The 17,607-nt window shown below is 37.4% G+C and carries 11 protein-coding genes, 2 tRNA genes and 4 rRNA genes; 2 read left to right on the top strand and 15 right to left on the bottom strand.

From position 1 onward, the window contains the following. The first annotated feature begins 74 nt into the window (after positions 1-74). On the top strand, positions 75-860 hold the full coding sequence (locus E0Z07_RS01075; RefSeq protein WP_131540158.1) for an ABC transporter ATP-binding protein: 786 nt from the start codon (positions 75-77) through the stop codon (positions 858-860). Here E0Z07_RS01075 and E0Z07_RS01080 read toward each other — a convergent pair. The 3 genes from E0Z07_RS01080 to E0Z07_RS01090 all read right to left on the bottom strand — a co-directional run bounded on the left by E0Z07_RS01080 (position 844) and on the right by E0Z07_RS01090 (position 3,361). After that, positions 844-1,848, bottom strand: a complete 1,005-nt coding sequence (locus E0Z07_RS01080) for a cation diffusion facilitator family transporter (protein ID WP_006258789.1) — start codon at positions 1,846-1,848, stop codon at positions 844-846. The genes E0Z07_RS01075 and E0Z07_RS01080 overlap by 17 nt on opposite strands. A gap of 11 nt (positions 1,849-1,859) precedes the next feature. After that, entirely contained in the window at positions 1,860-2,429 is a 570-nt protein-coding gene (locus E0Z07_RS01085; RefSeq protein WP_006258790.1) for a pseudouridine synthase, read from the bottom strand. Between the two features lie 104 nt (positions 2,430-2,533). Then, the gene (locus tag E0Z07_RS01090; protein ID WP_131540159.1) at positions 2,534-3,361 is read right to left on the bottom strand and encodes an alpha/beta hydrolase; all 828 of its coding nucleotides are present in this window, start codon (positions 3,359-3,361) and stop codon (positions 2,534-2,536) included. Between the two features lie 838 nt (positions 3,362-4,199). Here E0Z07_RS01090 and pepT point away from each other — a divergent pair. Next, complete coding sequence (pepT, locus tag E0Z07_RS01095; RefSeq protein ID WP_006258792.1) at positions 4,200-5,444, top strand: peptidase T; 1,245 nt, start codon at positions 4,200-4,202, stop codon at positions 5,442-5,444. 77 nt (positions 5,445-5,521) lie between these two features. On the opposite strand, the gene E0Z07_RS01100 is transcribed toward pepT, so the two are convergent. From E0Z07_RS01100 to rrf (E0Z07_RS01155), 12 genes are all read right to left on the bottom strand, one after another. Continuing rightward, entirely contained in the window at positions 5,522-6,610 is a 1,089-nt protein-coding gene (locus E0Z07_RS01100) for a toxic anion resistance protein (RefSeq protein WP_006258793.1), read from the bottom strand. A gap of 9 nt (positions 6,611-6,619) precedes the next feature. After that, positions 6,620-7,378, bottom strand: coding sequence for a hypothetical protein (locus E0Z07_RS01105; RefSeq protein ID WP_006258794.1), 759 nt, complete (start codon positions 7,376-7,378; stop codon positions 6,620-6,622). Further along, positions 7,378-8,169 (bottom strand): hypothetical protein, encoded by a 792-nt coding sequence (locus tag E0Z07_RS01110; protein WP_006258795.1) that lies wholly within the window; start codon positions 8,167-8,169, stop codon positions 7,378-7,380. Before E0Z07_RS01110 ends, E0Z07_RS01105 begins: the two co-directional genes overlap by 1 nt. A gap of 180 nt (positions 8,170-8,349) precedes the next feature. Beyond that, entirely contained in the window at positions 8,350-10,104 is a 1,755-nt protein-coding gene (gene rpsA, locus E0Z07_RS01115; protein ID WP_006258796.1) for a 30S ribosomal protein S1, read from the bottom strand. A gap of 267 nt (positions 10,105-10,371) precedes the next feature. Continuing rightward, positions 10,372-11,394 carry an EamA family transporter gene (locus E0Z07_RS01120; RefSeq protein ID WP_006258797.1) on the bottom strand — a complete coding sequence of 341 codons (1,023 nt, stop codon included), beginning with the start codon at positions 11,392-11,394 and terminating at the stop codon, positions 10,372-10,374. 2 nt (positions 11,395-11,396) lie between these two features. Continuing rightward, the gene (locus E0Z07_RS01125) at positions 11,397-11,873 is read right to left on the bottom strand and encodes an Lrp/AsnC family transcriptional regulator (RefSeq protein WP_006261921.1); all 477 of its coding nucleotides are present in this window, start codon (positions 11,871-11,873) and stop codon (positions 11,397-11,399) included. Positions 11,874-12,132: 259 nt separating this feature from the next. After that, positions 12,133-12,242 (bottom strand): 5S ribosomal RNA (gene rrf, locus E0Z07_RS01130). Positions 12,243-12,351: 109 nt separating this feature from the next. Next, positions 12,352-15,235: ribosomal RNA gene (locus E0Z07_RS01135) — 23S ribosomal RNA — on the bottom strand. Positions 15,236-15,354: 119 nt separating this feature from the next. Further along, a tRNA-Ala gene (locus E0Z07_RS01140) sits at positions 15,355-15,428 on the bottom strand. 91 nt (positions 15,429-15,519) lie between these two features. Further along, positions 15,520-15,593: transfer RNA gene (locus E0Z07_RS01145), tRNA-Ile, on the bottom strand. 80 nt (positions 15,594-15,673) lie between these two features. Next, positions 15,674-17,191, bottom strand: a 16S ribosomal RNA gene (locus tag E0Z07_RS01150). 266 nt (positions 17,192-17,457) lie between these two features. Continuing rightward, positions 17,458-17,567, bottom strand: a 5S ribosomal RNA gene (rrf, locus tag E0Z07_RS01155). Together the 16S, 23S and 5S rRNA genes with 2 tRNA genes alongside form the textbook arrangement of a ribosomal RNA operon. Between the last annotated feature and the right edge of the window lie 40 nt (positions 17,568-17,607).

Here is a 17,607-nt window from a genome sequence, read left to right on the forward strand (position 1 = left end):
GTCTAAACATATTACTTTCATAATACAGTTCATTTAACTACATTTAATTTTTCTTATTCTAGTATATATAACACATGAACACACCTATTTTAAAAACACAAGAACTGAGTATAGGGTACCCACTAAAGAAAGGACATTATAAAATAGTTCAGCAACACCTAAACATTGAATTAAAGCCAGGTACACTGACTTCTCTTTTAGGAATTAATGGAATAGGAAAATCCACTTTATTAAGAACACTATCTGCTAACCAACAGATAATAAGTGGAAAAATACAATTATTAGGAGAAGAGCTACACACTTACAGCAACTCTAAATTAGCGACCATCATCAGTATAGTACTAACAGAGAAAATACCAGTCTCTGAACTAACAGTAAGAGAATTAATACAGATAGGAAGAACTCCTTATCTAAATCATTATAGTAACTTAACCGACAAGGACTATACACTAATAAATAGAGCTATAGAACTAACAGATATACAAGAGCTAGTCGATAGGAATATGAGCCAACTCAGTGATGGGCAGTTACAACGTGTGCTCATCGCTAGAGCCATCGCTCAGGATACACCTATCATTATCTTAGACGAACCTACTAATCACTTAGACTTGCATCATAAAGTAGCCCTGTTTAAACTACTGCGAAAGTTAGCCCATGAAGAACAAAAAGCTATTCTATTCTCTTGTCATGACATGGATTTGGCCATCGCTTTTAGCGATGATATCATTGTACTCAAAAAAGATTCGAATACACAGGGAGAAACTGACACACTAATAGAACAAGGGGTCTTCGACAACTTCTTCGAAGATGATAATCTTAGCTTTGATAGAACACAAAAGCGTTTTATCCTTGCGGAGTAGTTGAGCTATTATGTCTCTTATTCTTAGAGATATTCTCTATCGTCCATTCTATCTGATGTTCAAATTCGGCCTGACGATAAGCACAATTCTCCACTTTACAGATCACACATGAGAAGGGCTTACAGTCATCCATGTGAACGAATAACTCCATATCTGCTCCGAACTTCTCGATTATCTCCTGTTCTAATTGTTCTACCTCTTTATGTCCTTCGACGATATTAAAATACCATGGTATGGTCATATGACAGTCAAAGTGTAATACTGCTCCATACTTAATAATACGTAGATTATGAAGATCTATCCAATTGGCTCTGCGGTGTTCTTGTAGATATTCTACAACTTCTTTTAACAAAAGTTCATCCGTTTCGTCCATTATACCAGATATCGCACCACGTACAATCTTGTATCCCGTGACAATAATGATCCCTGCAAATAATAATGCAACACCACTATCTAACCATCCATATCCCGTAAAATAAAGTAAAATCAAACCGATAATAATACCTATAGTAGAATAGGTATCTGACTGAAGATGTCTACCACTCGCTACTAAAGCAAGTGACTTATTCGTTTTTCCTTTTTTAATAGCGTACCAACCTAGAATATAGTTTACTACTGCTGTTATCGCTACAAGGATAATTCCGTAATCTAGTTGTCCTACAGGTTGTGGGTGTAGTAAATTACGTACTGCTTCGAAGATAATCACTAGCCCTGCTAGAATAATCATTCCCCCTTCTACAGTGGCTGAGATAAACTCTACCTTTCCATGCCCATAAGGGTGATTTCTATCTCGAGGTAATGCTGATAAATATAAACTATATAGTCCTACAAAGCCACTAATCACATTAATAACACTTTCTAAGGCATCTGTCAATATAGCTACTGAATGCGTTAAAGACCAAGCAAGTATTTTAATAACAAATAATAATACTCCTACTATGGCTACTATCTTCTGAAATTGATAATTCTCTTTTGCTTTAGTATTCATACTGGCTTAGATTATAATTGATCTACTTCTTTTACTTCTCCTACTTGCATCCCCTCTAATGATATCTCTCCGATGCGCACACGCACTAATCTTAGTGTCGCATGTCCCACATGAGCTGTCATCTTTCTTACTTGTCTAAACTTACCTTCTGTTAGGACTATACGTACCCAACTCGTAGGACCATGTCTCTCATCTCTAATGCGTCTGCCTACTCCTACCCACTCCGGTAATTGTTCTAATCGTTCTGCTACACAAGGTTTAGTTAAGTATTTCTCTCCTTTTACCCCGATAAGCACTCCATTTCTCATTTGTTCTACAGCCTCTTCTGAGATAACACCATCTACCTGCGCATAATACTCCTTTTCATAATGTGCTCCTCTTACGCGCTCACTAGTCATCCCGTCTGTAGTCAAAAACAGCAATCCCTCAGAATTCTCATCTAATCTACCGATAGCCATAGTCCCTTCTGGAAAATCATATAACTCTCCTAACTTATGCTTGGTTCTCTTCTTCTCGTATATGAATTGGCTGATATAACCATGTGGTTTATATAACAAAAAATGTCTATGTGTAGATTCCATTATTAATGTCTCTATGGGGATTTATTCTGCGGACAAAGTTAGTTATTAAATAGAGTATGATTATTAGGATTCGATTATAATTTATTTCGAATGTGCTATCTCTCTTATTTACTTTCTACTACAGTATTCATATTATTCATAAAGGTATCTATAGCCTTAATATATCGCTCTCCATGTGTGGCATCAGACAACGCCTGAAATCCCTGAAGATGAGCCCCTTTATACAATACGACTTCACTCTTAGCATTCAAAAACTTAGCTCGATAGCTATCATTAGGAGACGTCAGTCCATCCCTATCTCCTGCAAAATATAAGACTGGTAAGGTCAGCTTACTCAACGCTAACTCATACTGTGCTGCACTGCTAGGCAATGTGTACTCTTTCTCTAAAAACTGTTTTAACTTACTAATGATATCCTGCGGACTAGATACAAACCCTTCTGCTATCAAGAAATCAAACTTCAAATCGGTATATAATAGTGTACTAGCTATCGTACCCATAGAAAGAGCCCAAACACCTACTGGCTGCTCAAATCTCTTCTGACTATACTCTACTACTGCTTTTAAGTCTGTGACAAATTCGTCATAGTACAGCTGTGTCTCTATCATATCGAATGCCTGACTCTCTCCATATCCTCTATAATCAAACATCACGACAGTATACCCATGCTTCGCTACTTCTAAGACTTGTCTTACATAATAAGACATATTGCCTGCATCGCCATAGGCTAATACCAAGACTTTCTTTAAGTCCTTATCCTTAGGCGGAAAACAAATCCAAGATTTCAATTTATAATCATCCTTCGTTACAATCTCTAAGGCTTCAAAATTCACTGTCGAATTAGCAGGATGATCCACATACTCCCTCAACGGCTCTACTGCCCAAGACATATAACTGATTAATACTAAAAATATAGATAGAATAATTCTCATCTCAACTCTTATTTTGTTTCTTCACTCAAATATACAATTTTACAATAGTCTGACGCCATTAAACTTACTTTCTAACAATAAGTTCCTAACCTCCTTTCCCTTCTTCTAAATTTCAATAGTACAGATATTCTAAAAAAGACGCATTTATTTTTTTGTTATTTAGGATAAAAGAGAGTATAAAAAGCTTCTATTTCAGAAAATTTACTCCGTTTTTTTTATAATTGACTCCTTTTAGTCCTTTTATAAGCCCATTATTGAAAAAAATACCTTCTTTTTTTATTTACTCAAAAAACACAACATACTAATAAACAACAAATTAACCTCTTTTAATAAATTTACAACAAATTTAAACCTAGTTATAAACCCAACAAATACGGACTATACAGCCAGATCCTTCGACAATACATGGACAATAAGTCGAGTTTAATGGAGCTAGAGGCACTTTTGTCCAACAAACCTCCTTTTATATTCCTCGTATTCTCCACTCACTTGGTACTATATTGCATTATATAAATACCCGTCCCTTCTTGATAGATTTACAACAAGCCACAGATATATAAATAAAATATTACTGTTATATCTAAGTATCAATACTATAAATCATCTCCAATAGAAAACATCAATTCACCTAGAATACAGATCAACTAGCAAATAAAAAGAGCTGTTTATCAATTTCAATGAACAAATTCAAAAAGGAGGGTTTTAATACAATGTCCGTAAATCCTTTAAAGCCAAACTCTTTTACTTCCTCTAGTTTATCTTTTTAATAATACCCTAGTGATAATCCTTCTAATCAACTTTTAATTATTATTTTTGTTACACTAAAATATTATACATTATGCAACATATCATTGACCGTTTCATCAGTTATGTAACTGTTGATACTGAATCTGATTCATCTTCAAATACTTGTCCAAGTACTGAGAAACAATGGGATTTAGCTAACAAATTAGTTGAAGAGTTAAAACAAATAGGTCTAGAAGACGTAACTATCGATGAGAACGCTTACATCATGGCTACATTACCTAGTAATGTAGATCACGAAGTGCCTACTATCGGGTTTATCGCACACTTCGATACTTCTCCTGACTTTAGTGGTGCTAATGTTAAACCTCAAATCGTAGAAAACTATGATGGTGGTGATATCGTATTAAACGAAGAGTTAAACGTTGTTTTATCTCCATCTTACTTTAAAGACCTTCTTCAATATAAAGGACAAACAATCATCACTACTGATGGTACTACTTTATTAGGAGCTGATGATAAAGCAGGGATCACAGAGATCGTATCTGCTATGGAATATCTAATCCAACATCCAGAAATCAAACATGGTAAAATCCGTATCGGATTTACACCTGATGAAGAGATCGGAAGAGGAGCACACTTATTTGACGTTAAAAAATTCGGTGCTGAGTGGGCATATACTATGGATGGTAGCCAAATCGGTGAATTAGAATACGAAAACTTCAATGCTGGGTATGCTAAACTTACTTTTAATGGTAAAAGTGTTCACCCAGGATATGCTAAAGGTAAGATGGTTAACTCTATCTTATTAGCAAACAAATTTATGTCTAAATTACCTAAAGATGAAGTTCCTCAAAAAACAACAGGTTATGAAGGATTCTTCCACGTACATACGGTAACAGGTAGTATAGAAGAGTCTGTGGTAGAGCTAATCATCCGTGACCACAACCTTAAAAAATATGAGAAACGCAAAAAGCTTGTGGCTAAATTAGCAGATAAGTTTAATAAAAAACATGCTAAGAAATTCGGTGGACCTATCGTTAACTGCGAAATCGGTGACCAATACTTCAATATGCGTGAGAAGGTAGAACCTGTGATGCATATCGTAGATATCGCTGAGGAAGCTATGAAGCAATTAGATATCAAACCATTAATCAAAGCTATTCGTGGTGGTACTGATGGTTCTCAACTTTCTTATATGGGATTACCATGTCCTAATATCTTCGCTGGAGGACATAACTTCCACGGAAAATATGAGTATGTACCTGTAGAAAGCATCGTTAAAGCAACACAAGTAATCGTTAAGATCGCTGAGCTTACTGCTGCAAAAGCAAAGTAATTCTTATTTGACTATATACAAAAAGGAGATTCTGATGAATCTCCTTTTTGTATTTCTACCTTTTATAATATTACATACTACTTTACAGTATCACTATTGCCTAGCAAATGTTTCTTTAGTTCATTCTCTTGTTCTCTTAACTCCACTTCTACAGCACGTCTCTTTTCTTTTCCTTCTTCTTGGATACGCACTATGTCATCAATAGTGTTAATAATATCAGAGTTAACCTTGCGAATAGTCTCTATATCTACGATACCTCTCTCTGTCTCCTGTGCGATCTGAACTGTAGAGTCTCTAAGCAACTCACTATTGCGACTCAATAATTCGTTAGTCGCATCTGTCACGGCACGTTGTGCTCCTAGTGCCTGCTGTGAACGAGCTATACCAAGTGTCAAGACCATCTGATTTTTCCATAATGGAATAGTGTTTACAATACTTGATTGTAACTTCTCCATTAGCATCAAGCTATTGTTCTGTACCATCCTGATCTGTGGAGAAGACTGAAGAACAACCATTCTAGTCAACTTTAAATCATGTACCTTTCGGTCAAATCGAATTACTTGTTGTTCTAAATCTTTATACTCTTGTATCTTCGCTGGATCATTATCCTTCTCCGCTTCAGCTTTTAATTGTGGTAATTCTACTGTATTTAATTCTTTTAGTTTCTCTTCTCCAGCTGCTATATATAAAGACAACTCATTAAAGTAATTCTTATTCTCTTCAAACAGCTTATCGAACATCGCTACATCTTTCATCATAATCTTATAATGACGTTCTAGCTGAAGTTCTATAGCATTGATATTGGTTTCTACTTTACTATACTGGGTCTGAAGACGTGCTATCTTTTTCTTAAATGAATCAAACATTGGGAATAAGCTTTTCTTATTCGCAATACCTTCAAAAGACTTTACTTCTTCTTTTAAATTGACTAATACACTAGAAGTTTCTCCTAAATCCTTCGTCTGTACTTGTTTTAATATTTCTGTAGCAAAAGTACTTGCTTTTAACTGACTATTAGCTCCATACTGTATCACCTGAGTTGTATTACTTAAGTCAATACCTTTCTTATATGATTCGATTTGTTTTAGTTCTTGTGGCGTGAACTCTACATTCACTGAAGGTGCTAACACGTTCTCATCACGCATTTGTTGAATATCTTTTTCCATAACTTCTTTTTATAATAAACCTCTATTTTTTAGATCTTGTATATAGACTTCAGAATCTAAATCTATGGTTAAATGGTTAAATCTCGTTTTATTACTTAATTCATTTTCGAATGCACTAATAACACTAAGAAGGGTTGTTCTTATTTTACTTTCAGCTAATCGAATAATATCATTATCTAATTTTGATAATTCTATCTGATGATACTGTTGTAACATATTTTCTATAGAGTAAGCGTGTCGTTCAATAAACAATTCGCTGATATGCTTATTATCTTTAGTAATAGATTTAGTCAACTGAATCATGCTAGCAATACTTCCTCTTACTTCTTGTTGTTTTATCTCTTGTTGCCAAGTTACTAAATGATCTATAAAATCACTAACAGACAATACTTCTGATATTTTCTTTCTGCGCATAAAGTCTAAATAGTCATAATCAGTATTCCATCTTATTTTAATAATAGACTTAAGGTGCACTCTCCTCAAGAATTCTTTTAAATACATAGCGATAACCAATGCACCACTCAAAAGAATAGCAAACAACAAAATGTCTAATCTACCAGAGTCCTTATAAAAGAGATACAGAAAATAACCTCCTACATATAAACCACTCCATAAGATACTAGCAATAACTAAATTCTTAATCTTACCTACCACTCCCATATAAAGCATAGCCAATGGAGGTAGTACAAAAGGAAAGAGAATAGCTAAATAACTAAGCCACCCTACTTTTAACTCCCAATTTTTAGATTGATGTGTAAACCATCCCATTATAACAATCCTTTTCCTTTTAATACTGATAAATAAACTGAAGCTTCTCCATCTACTGTTAGAACTTGAGTCTCTATTATCTTAGATAGCTCGTTCTCTAATGCAATTCGTGCATACTTAACTAAGTTTTCTAACTTAGATATAGATTGCTTTACTTCGTTATTTATATGATAGCTATTATTCAACTCTATATACTGAATTAAAGCATTCTCTATAGTAGACACATGACGTTCTAACAGCAAATCAGTACTAGCTGATTCTTTTAGTACTATAACGTCTATTAAGCGAAGAATCTCATCGATCTCATTAACTATACTAGGATTAGATATCTGTCTTCTAAATGTCCTTAAATTAGCCATAAAAGACTCTTTTAATGACTCTGAAGACTGTACATCTTCCAGCTGTTCCATGATTACATAATAATTGTATTCTTTGTTCTTTTCTAACTTAATATAGTTTTTTAAATCTAACCTCTGTAGATACTCAGGTAAGTACAGTGCCAAATACACAACATAAATATAAAAGCTTATATAATTCAACGTTAACAATGAAACAGGGCTTTCTCCTGCTAAATAAACAAATAAAGCAATCAATAAAACTAATAAGTAAACAAGTGAAATCAAGAAAGAGGTCTTAATCCAACGCGTAACCTTTACTTGATAGCCAAATATCATCACCACTAAAGGGGTAAGAACTCCTAAACTTAAAAAGCTAATAATACCTACAGTACCTAATAGTACAAGCCCTTCCCTTATTTCCCAAGTCTTATTTCGGTTAGTAAACCACCCCATTTATATTTGTTTAATAGATATTTTAAAGATATTAAAATTTTCTATAATACTCAATAAATTACACTTAAGCAGTTACTAGATTATAAAGTAAATTCATAAAAGAAATGACATACTTGAGTTTACTGCATAAAAAAAGCCCCAACATAAATGTTAGGGCTTTTGAAATTTATAGGTTAGGAATTATTTTCCTTTCTCCATTCTTTCTTTTAATTCAGCTAAAGCGTCGATATCACCTAAAGTTGTTTTTTCTGCAGAATTATTTGCAGTTTCAACAGCTTTTACATTTTTCTCTTCTTCTTCACGGAAGATAGAAGTGTGAGAAGCAACTACTCTTTTGAATTCTTTGTTGAACTCAATAATTTTGAATTCAGCAGTTTCACCTTTTTTCAACTTTTTACCGTCTTCTTTTTCTAAGTGACGAGTTGGGATGAAAGCTACAACATCATCTTCGAATACTACAGTAGCACCTTTGTCAACTAATTCAGAGATTTCTCCTGAATGTACAGTTCCAACAGCGTAAGCATCTTCGTATTTATCCCAAGGATTAGCAGTAGTTTGTTTGTGTCCTAAAGATAATTTACGTCCTTCAACGTCTAACTCTAATACAACTACGTCTAATTTATCTCCTACGTTTACAAACTCAGATGGGTGTTTGATTTTCTTAGTCCAAGATAAGTCAGAGATGTAAATTAATCCATCAATTCCTTCTTCTAATTCTACAAATACACCGAAGTTAGTAAAGTTACGAACGATACCATTATGTTTAGAACCTACAGGGTACTTAGAAGTGATATCAGTCCAAGGGTCTTGAGTTAATTGTTTAATACCTAAAGACATTTTTCTCTCTTCTCTATCAAGAGTTAAGATAACTGCCTCTACTTCGTCTCCTACTTTAACGAAATCTTGAGCTGATCTTAAGTGAGTAGACCAAGACATTTCAGAAACGTGGATTAAACCTTCAACACCTTCAGCAACTTCGATGAAAGCACCGTAATCAGCTAAAACAACTACTTTACCTTTAACTTTGTCACCAACGTTTAAGTTAGCATCTAAAGCATCCCATGGGTGAGCGTATAATTGTTTTAAACCTAATTGAATTCTTGTTTTCTCATCATCAAAGTCTAAGATAACAACGTTTAATTTTTGGTCTAACTCTAATACTTCACTTGGGTGGTTAATTCTTGACCAAGATAAGTCAGTGATGTGGATTAATCCATCTACACCTCCTAAGTCAATGAATACTCCGTAAGAAGTGATGTTTTTAACAACACCTTCTAACACTTGACCTTTTTGTAATTGACCGATAATTTCTTTCTTTTGAACTTCGATATCAGCCTCGATAAGTGCTTTGTGAGATACAACAACGTTTTTGAATTCGTGGTTAATTTTAACTACTTTGAATTCCATTGTTTTGTTCACGTATTGATCGTAATCACGGATTGGTTTAACGTCAATTTGAGAACCTGGTAAGAATGCTTCGATTCCGAATACGTCAACGATCATACCACCTTTAGTTCTACATTTAACGAATCCATTAACAATCTCTCCAGACTCGTGAGCAGCGATAACTCTATCCCAAGCTTTGATTGTACGAGCTTTTCTGTGAGATAATACTAATTGTCCGTATTTATCTTCTCTTACGTCGATTAATACTTCAACTTTGTCTCCAACTTTTAAGTTTGGATTGTAACGGAACTCGTTTAAAGAAATAACACCTTCAGATTTAGCGTTGATATCAACGATAGCGTCTCTGTCAGTAATTCTAACTACAACTCCTTCTACTACTTCTTCGTCATCAGTAGAAATAAATGTTTTTTCTACTAGGCTTTCGAATTCTTTTAATTGAGTCTCTTCAACTGCATCGATACCATTTTCGTAGTTTTCCCAGTTAAAATCCTTTAAGAACTCTTCTTGTGTTTTAATATTTTCAGACATCTCTGATAAAAAATTTGTATTCTAGATTTTATAAGTTTCTATATATCAGAATAAAATACTAGAAGTTGTTTAACATTTAAAATAAACACCCTTAGCGAAACTTCTCTGAACTAAAAGCGGTGCAAAAGTATAACTTTATATTATATATACAACTATATAATAACATAATTTTATTATTAATAGCTTGCTAATCAATCTCATTATAGAACAAAAAAGGTCTATGCTATAAGCGATAGACCTTAATTATATATTAAAAGAATTAAATATCTAATTAGTCATGTTTAACTTCTCGTTATCACTAGTTGAAGCTTTAGCTTTTTTATTAAATATCTTAATAAACTTACTATTCTTATATAAGTCCCAGTTCATTAAACCTACACTTAATAATACAACTACTAATCCTCCAATTTGTAAACTAGTGATAATATCATCTGTAAAGAAATAGCTCAATGCCACAGCTACAACAGGATTAACATAAGCATAAGTACTAACCTCTACTACTGGTCTATTCTGAATTAGCCAAATATAAGAGCCAAAAGCTAAAATAGAACCAAAAGTTATTAGATATCCTAATGAAAACCATCCTGACACAGACACTTCTATAGGATCAAATGCAGCAAACTCTCCATTTAATAATGCTACTAAACAAAATAGCACACCTGCAGTAATCATCTGCCAAGACGTTTTAACCATAACATGAAGATCTTCTCCTTCATCAGTATTCTTATCTTTAGAATATTTCGAATACAATGATCCAGCTGTCCAAGCTATAGATCCTAAAATCAGCAATACCATACAGAAAATATTCAACAGACGTTGTGATTCATCACTAGCAATATTAATCTGTTCAGCAAATAACATAATCACACCAACAAAACCAAGAATCAAACCTAATACAGTTGGTATACTTGAAAAGTTATTCTTCCATTGAGGCTTATCCAATATGACAAACCATAAAGCTGCTGCTGCTGCCATAATAGCGGCAATACCACTAGATACATGTTGTTCTGCCCAAATCAAAGCCCCCATATCAATAAATAGTAATAAGAACCCAGTAATACATGCTTGCTTAACTACTTTCTTATTAAACAATTTATACCCTTTCATTTTACAGTAAGTCAATAAAAGAATACTTGCACTAAAGAAACGTAACGTTCCTAAAACAAAAGGTGTAAAATCACTTAATGCTTTGTGAATAAAAAAGAATGTTGATCCCCAAACAAAATATACAACGATATAAGCTGCAACAACAGTGCTTTTACTTGTGCTATTTGTACTAACTGCTCCCATAACTAATACTCTAACCTTTCTGGTATAATTAATTTATTTTCTTCTTTAACTGTTTGTAAAACTATAATTGTTCTAGTTGAAATAATTCCTTGAATTCTTGATAGTGAATTTCTCATTAAATGCACTAAAGCTAATGAATCTGTTGTTCGTACTTTAATCATATAACCATCATCACCTGCTATATCATGAACTTCTAAAACTTCTGGAATCTCTGCCAAGAGTCTCCCTGTTTCTTCATCTCCAATAATTTCATCAACTTTAATAAAAATAAAAGAAAGCATTTTTTGATCTAAAGCTTTAGGATTAACCTTTGCATGATAAGCTAATAGAACATCCTTATTCTCTAACTTCTTCACTCTTTCCAATACTGCAGAAGGAGCCATACCAAGTTCCTTTGCTATATCTGAATTATTAATTCTAGCATTATCCTGCATCATTCGCAGAATCTTTAAATCAATCTCATCTAACTTATACTCCATCATATCGTATTTAACGAGTGCAAAGATACATACAAAAAGAATTATATACAAACATTTTAAATAAATTTAGAATATAATTCGGTCAATTATTTTAATAACAGAATTATATACAAATAAAAAACAAAGAAATAGAATTGTGGGGAAGTAAAAAAAGATAATATACAAAAATAGAACAACATATTGTCTGCAGAAACAAAATATGACTAATCCATATAAACAAAAAATCCCCAACCTCATACGAGATTGGGGATTCTATAAAGAAAGGCGGCGACATACTCTCCCACTGGTTAGCAGTACCATCTGCGCTAGCGGGCTTAACTTCTCTGTTCGAAATGGATAGAGGTGAGCCCCGCTGCAATAACCACCTTAAATCGGTTGTTACACGATTGAGCGTAACTAATATTTTTAACTATATTGATATTTTAAACTTAACTATACTTTAGAAAGTTGCCCTCCCCTTGTATTAACAAGGGGAGATTCACATAAGCTTACGGGTTATTAGTACTACTCGACTTTGACATTACTGTCTTTACATCTATAGCCTATCAACGTTGTAATCTCCAACGACCCTTTAAAGAAATCTCATCTTGTGGTGGGTTTCGCACTTATATGCTTTCAGCGCTTATCCCTTCCCAACGTAGCTACTCTGCGATGCCCCTGGCGAGACAACAGATGCACTAGAGGTTGGTCCAATTCGGTCCTCTCGTACTAGAATCAGATCCACTCAAATTTCTAACGCCCACAGTAGATAGAGACCGAACTGTCTCACGACGTTCTGAACCCAGCTCGCGTGCCACTTTAATGGGCGAACAGCCCAACCCTTGGGACCTTCTCCAGCCCCAGGATGTGACGAGCCGACATCGAGGTGCCAAACCCCCCCGTCGATATGAGCTCTTGGGGGAGATCAGCCTGTTATCCCCGGCGTACCTTTTATCCTTTGAGCGATGGCCCTTCCATGCGGAACCACCGGATCACTATGCTCTACTTTCGTACCTGTTCGACTTGTTAGTCTTTCAGTCAAGCTCCCTTATACCATTGCACTCTACGCACGGTTACCAAGCGTGCTGAGGGAACCTTTAGAAGCCTCCGTTACTCTTTTGGAGGCGACCACCCCAGTCAAACTACCCACCAAGCAATGTCCTCCTCAATCAAGGAGTTAGATCTCAAATAAGCAAAGGGTGGTATTTCAACAATGACTCCACAACGCCTAGCGACGCCATTTCACAGTCTCCCACCTATCCTACACATCACTTATCCAAGAACAATACTAAGCTATAGTAAAGGTGCACAGGGTCTTTTCGTCCCACTGCGGGTAATCGGCATCTTCACCGATACTACAATTTCACCGAGCTCATGGCTGAGACAGTGTCCAGATCGTTACACCATTCGTGCAGGTCGGAACTTACCCGACAAGGAATTTCGCTACCTTAGGACCGTTATAGTTACGGCCGCCGTTTACTGGGGCTTCAATTCAATGCTTCTCCGAAGATAACATCTCCTCTTAACCTTCCAGCACCGGGCAGGTGTCAGGCCCTATACGTCATCTTACGATTTTGCAGAGCCCTGTGTTTTTGATAAACAGTCGCCTGGACCTTTTCACTGCGGCCAGCTTGCGCTGGCGACCTTTCTCCCGAAGTTACAGGTCTATTTTGCCTAGTTCCTTAGCCATGAATCTCTCGAGCGCCTTAGGATACTCTCCTCGACTACCTGTGTCGGTTTACGGTACGGGTACTAATAATCTAAGTTTAGAAGCTTTTCTTGACAGCCCTTAGGCACACTATCTCCTTGTCCGAAGACTCAAAGTACTATCGCATTTCTCCAAGTCTGACGCATTTTACTATCAAACCTATAGGTACGTGCTTCAACGAACTATTCCGTCAGTTCGCGGTGCTTTCATCACTGTGTCACTCCATCACAATTATTAGTAGTACGGGAATATTAACCCGTTGGCCATCGACGTCCCCCTTCGGGTGTGCCTTAGGTCCCGACTAACCCTCAGCTGATTAGCATAGCTGAGGAAACCTTAGTCTTACGGCGGGGGTGTTTCTCGCACCCCTTATCGTTACTTATGCCTACATTTTCTTTTCTAAAAGCTCCAGCAATTCTCACAAATCACCTTCTGCGCCGTTAGAATGCTCCCCTACCACTCACGCAACTAAATGCGCAAATCCATAGCTTCGGTAGTATACTTATGCCCGATTATTATCCATGCTCGATCGCTCGACTAGTGAGCTGTTACGCACTCTTTAAATGAATGGCTGCTTCCAAGCCAACATCCTAGCTGTCTGGGCAATCAAACCGCGTTTTTTCAACTTAGCATACATTTGGGGACCTTAGCTGATGGTCTGGGTTCTTTCCCTCTCGGACATGGACCTTAGCACCCATGCCCTCACTGATGACTATCATTACTTAGCATTCGGAGTTTGTCAGGAATTGGTAGGCGGTGAAGCCCCCGCATCCAATCAGTAGCTCTACCTCTAAGTAACTATCGATCATCGCTGCACCTAAATGCATTTCGGGGAGTACGAGCTATTTCCGAGTTTGATTGGCCTTTCACCCCTACCCACAGGTCATCCGAAAACTTTTCAGCGTTAAACGGTTCGGTCCTCCATTTAGTGTTACCTAAACTTCAACCTGCCCATGGGTAGATCACACGGTTTCGCGTCTACCACTACTGACTAAAGCGCCCTATTAAGACTCGCTTTCGCTACGGATCCATGACTTAATCACTTATCCTTGCCAGCAACGGTAACTCGTAGGCTCATTATGCAAAAGGCACGCCGTCACCCCACAAAAGGGCTCCGACCGCTTGTAGGCGTATGGTTTCAGGATCTGTTTCACTCCGTTATTCACGGTTCTTTTCACCTTTCCCTCACGGTACTGGTTCACTATCGGTCTCTCAGGAGTATTTAGCCTTAGCGGATGGTCCCGCCAGTTTCAATCAAGGTTTCACGTGCCCCGACCTACTCAGGATACCACTATTCTTATCTTCTCTTACTTATACGGGACTATCACCCTCTTCGGTTTACCTTTCCAGGTAATTCTAATTAAATCCGCAAGAAATCTCGTGGTCCTACAACCCCAAAATTGCCGTAACAACTTTGGTTTGGGCTATTCCGCGTTCGCTCGCCACTACTTACGGAATCACTTTTGTTTTCTTCTCCTCCGCCTACTTAGATGTTTCAGTTCAGCGGGTTCGCCTCCATATTGGATAGTATGTCTTCAACATACTGGGTTGCCCCATTCGGATATCTACGGATCAACTCGTGTGTGCCAATCCCCGTAGCTTTTCGCAGCTTATCACGTCCTTCTTCGCCTCTGAGAGCCTAGGCATTCCCCATACGCCCTTATTTTGCTTATGTGCTTACAATTCTTTCGAATCGTACTTTCTATATATTTCTATATCTTTTTTATTCTTTCTAACTGTTTTGTTAGTTAAGTTTTATCAATATGTCAATGAACTTGTGGCAATTATGCCTAGTGGAGAATATCGGAGTCGAACCGATGACCTCCTGCGTGCAAGGCAGGCGCTCTAGCCAGCTGAGCTAATCCCCCATATCTAGTGTTTGGTTAACAGCTTACAGTTAACAGTAACTTTTGGGCGGTTAGTTTAACCTCTAGTATTTCCTTTGAATTAGTAATTTAGTAGTCCCGGGCAGACTCGAACTGCCGACCCCTACATTATCAGTGTAGTACTCTAACCAGCTGAGCTACGAGACTCTGTATTACTTAATTCTTTTATTCTATTTTTGGTATTAACAGCGAGAGTAAAGTATCATACTTCTATAATTATTCTCTAGAAAGGAGGTGTTCCAGCCGCACCTTCCGGTACGGCTACCTTGTTACGACTTAGCCCTAGTTACTAGTTTTACCCTAGGCAGCTCCTTGCGGTCACCGACTTCAGGTACCCCCAGCTTCCATGGCTTGACGGGCGGTGTGTACAAGGCCCGGGAACGTATTCACCGGATCATGGCTGATATCCGATTACTAGCGATTCCAGCTTCATAGAGTCGAGTTGCAGACTCCAATCCGAACTGAGACAAGCTTTGGAGATTCGCATCCTGTTGCCAGGTAGCTGCTTTCTGTACTTGCCATTGTAGCACGTGTGTAGCCCAGGACGTAAGGGCCGTGATGATTTGACGTCATCCCCACCTTCCTCACGGTTTGCACCGGCAGTCTTGCTAGAGTCCCCGCCTTAACGCGCTGGTAACTAACAATAGGGGTTGCGCTCGTTATAGGACTTAACCTGACACCTCACGGCACGAGCTGACGACAACCATGCAGCACCTTGTAAATTGTCCGAAGAAAAATCTGTTTCCAAATCTGTCAATCTACATTTAAGCCCTGGTAAGGTTCCTCGCGTATCATCGAATTAAACCACATGCTCCACCGCTTGTGCGGGCCCCCGTCAATTCCTTTGAGTTTCATTCTTGCGAACGTACTCCCCAGGTGGGATACTTATCACTTTCGCTTAGCCACTCAGTCCGAAAACCGAACAGCTAGTATCCATCGTTTACGGCGTGGACTACCAGGGTATCTAATCCTGTTCGCTCCCCACGCTTTCGTTCATCAGCGTCAATAAGTACGTAGTAACCTGCCTTCGCAATTGGTATTCCATGTAATATCTAAGCATTTCACCGCTACACTACATATTCTAGTTACTTCCATACTATTCAAGTCAAACAGTATCAATGGCCGTGTCCTAGTTAAGCTAGGAAATTTCACCACTGACTTATCTGACCGCCTACGAACCCTTTAAACCCAATAATTCCGGATAACGCTCGGATCCTCCGTATTACCGCGGCTGCTGGCACGGAGTTAGCCGATCCTTATTCTTACAGTACCGTCAAGTCCCTACTCGTAGGGAGGTTTCTTCCTGTACAAAAGCAGTTTACAATCCATAGGACCGTCATCCTGCACGCGGCATGGCTGGTTCAGAGTTGCCTCCATTGACCAATATTCCTCACTGCTGCCTCCCGTAGGAGTCTGGTCCGTGTCTCAGTACCAGTGTGGGGGATCTCCCTCTCAGGACCCCTAATCATCGTTGCCTTGGTATGCCGTTACCACACCAACTAGCTAATGATACGCATGCCCATCTTATACCGATAAATCTTTATTATCAATACGATGCCATATCGATAAACCATGGAGCATTAATCCGAATTTCTTCGGGCTATTCCCCTGTATAAGGTAGGTTGCATACGCGTTACTCACCCGTGCGCCGGTCTCAAAAAAGCAAGCTCTTTCTACCCCTCGACTTGCATGTGTTAGGCCTGCCGCTAGCGTTCATCCTGAGCCAGGATCAAACTCTTCATCGTATATTTTTAATTTCGTAAATTAAAAAAGTATAATTCCAAATCTTAGCGATTTGCCTTACTCTCTTATTTGTATGCTGTCAATCCAATATGTTTATGAACGTGTCTTCTTATTTCTAAGCCTCACTTGTTTTTCAAAGCGAGTGCAAAAGTAGAACTTTATTTTTTACAATCCAAATGAATTTGAATATTTATTTAAAGTTTTTCCTTTTTTCAGTAAAATTTGTAGATAAAAAATCCTCGCTAGAAAATCAGCGAGGATTTCTAAAGAAAGGCGGCGACATACTCTCCCACTGGTTAGCAGTACCATCTGCGCTAGCGGGCTTAACTTCTCTGTTCGAAATGGATAGAGGTGAGCCCCGCTGCAATAACCACCTTAAATCGGTTGTTACTTTAACGTAACTAATATTTTTAACTAT

Source organism: Myroides odoratimimus, assembly GCF_004337635.1.
GTDB lineage: Bacteria > Bacteroidota > Bacteroidia > Flavobacteriales > Flavobacteriaceae > Flavobacterium > Flavobacterium odoratimimum.

What these genes read in the sequence shown, in the direction of transcription:
- E0Z07_RS01075 (WP_131540158.1), top strand. Translation starts at nt 75, where the DNA reads ATGAACACACCTATTTTAAAAACACAAGAACTGAGTATAGGGTACCCA.
- E0Z07_RS01080 (WP_006258789.1), bottom strand. Translation starts at nt 1,848, where the DNA reads ATGAATACTAAAGCAAAAGAGAATTATCAATTTCAGAAGATAGTAGCC.
- E0Z07_RS01085 (WP_006258790.1), bottom strand. Translation starts at nt 2,429, where the DNA reads ATGGAATCTACACATAGACATTTTTTGTTATATAAACCACATGGTTAT.
- E0Z07_RS01090 (WP_131540159.1), bottom strand. Translation starts at nt 3,361, where the DNA reads ATGAGAATTATTCTATCTATATTTTTAGTATTAATCAGTTATATGTCT.
- pepT (WP_006258792.1), top strand. Translation starts at nt 4,200, where the DNA reads ATGCAACATATCATTGACCGTTTCATCAGTTATGTAACTGTTGATACT.
- E0Z07_RS01100 (WP_006258793.1), bottom strand. Translation starts at nt 6,610, where the DNA reads ATGGAAAAAGATATTCAACAAATGCGTGATGAGAACGTGTTAGCACCT.
- E0Z07_RS01105 (WP_006258794.1), bottom strand. Translation starts at nt 7,378, where the DNA reads ATGGGATGGTTTACACATCAATCTAAAAATTGGGAGTTAAAAGTAGGG.
- E0Z07_RS01110 (WP_006258795.1), bottom strand. Translation starts at nt 8,169, where the DNA reads ATGGGGTGGTTTACTAACCGAAATAAGACTTGGGAAATAAGGGAAGGG.
- rpsA (WP_006258796.1), bottom strand. Translation starts at nt 10,104, where the DNA reads ATGTCTGAAAATATTAAAACACAAGAAGAGTTCTTAAAGGATTTTAAC.
- E0Z07_RS01120 (WP_006258797.1), bottom strand. Translation starts at nt 11,394, where the DNA reads ATGGGAGCAGTTAGTACAAATAGCACAAGTAAAAGCACTGTTGTTGCA.
- E0Z07_RS01125 (WP_006261921.1), bottom strand. Translation starts at nt 11,873, where the DNA reads ATGGAGTATAAGTTAGATGAGATTGATTTAAAGATTCTGCGAATGATG.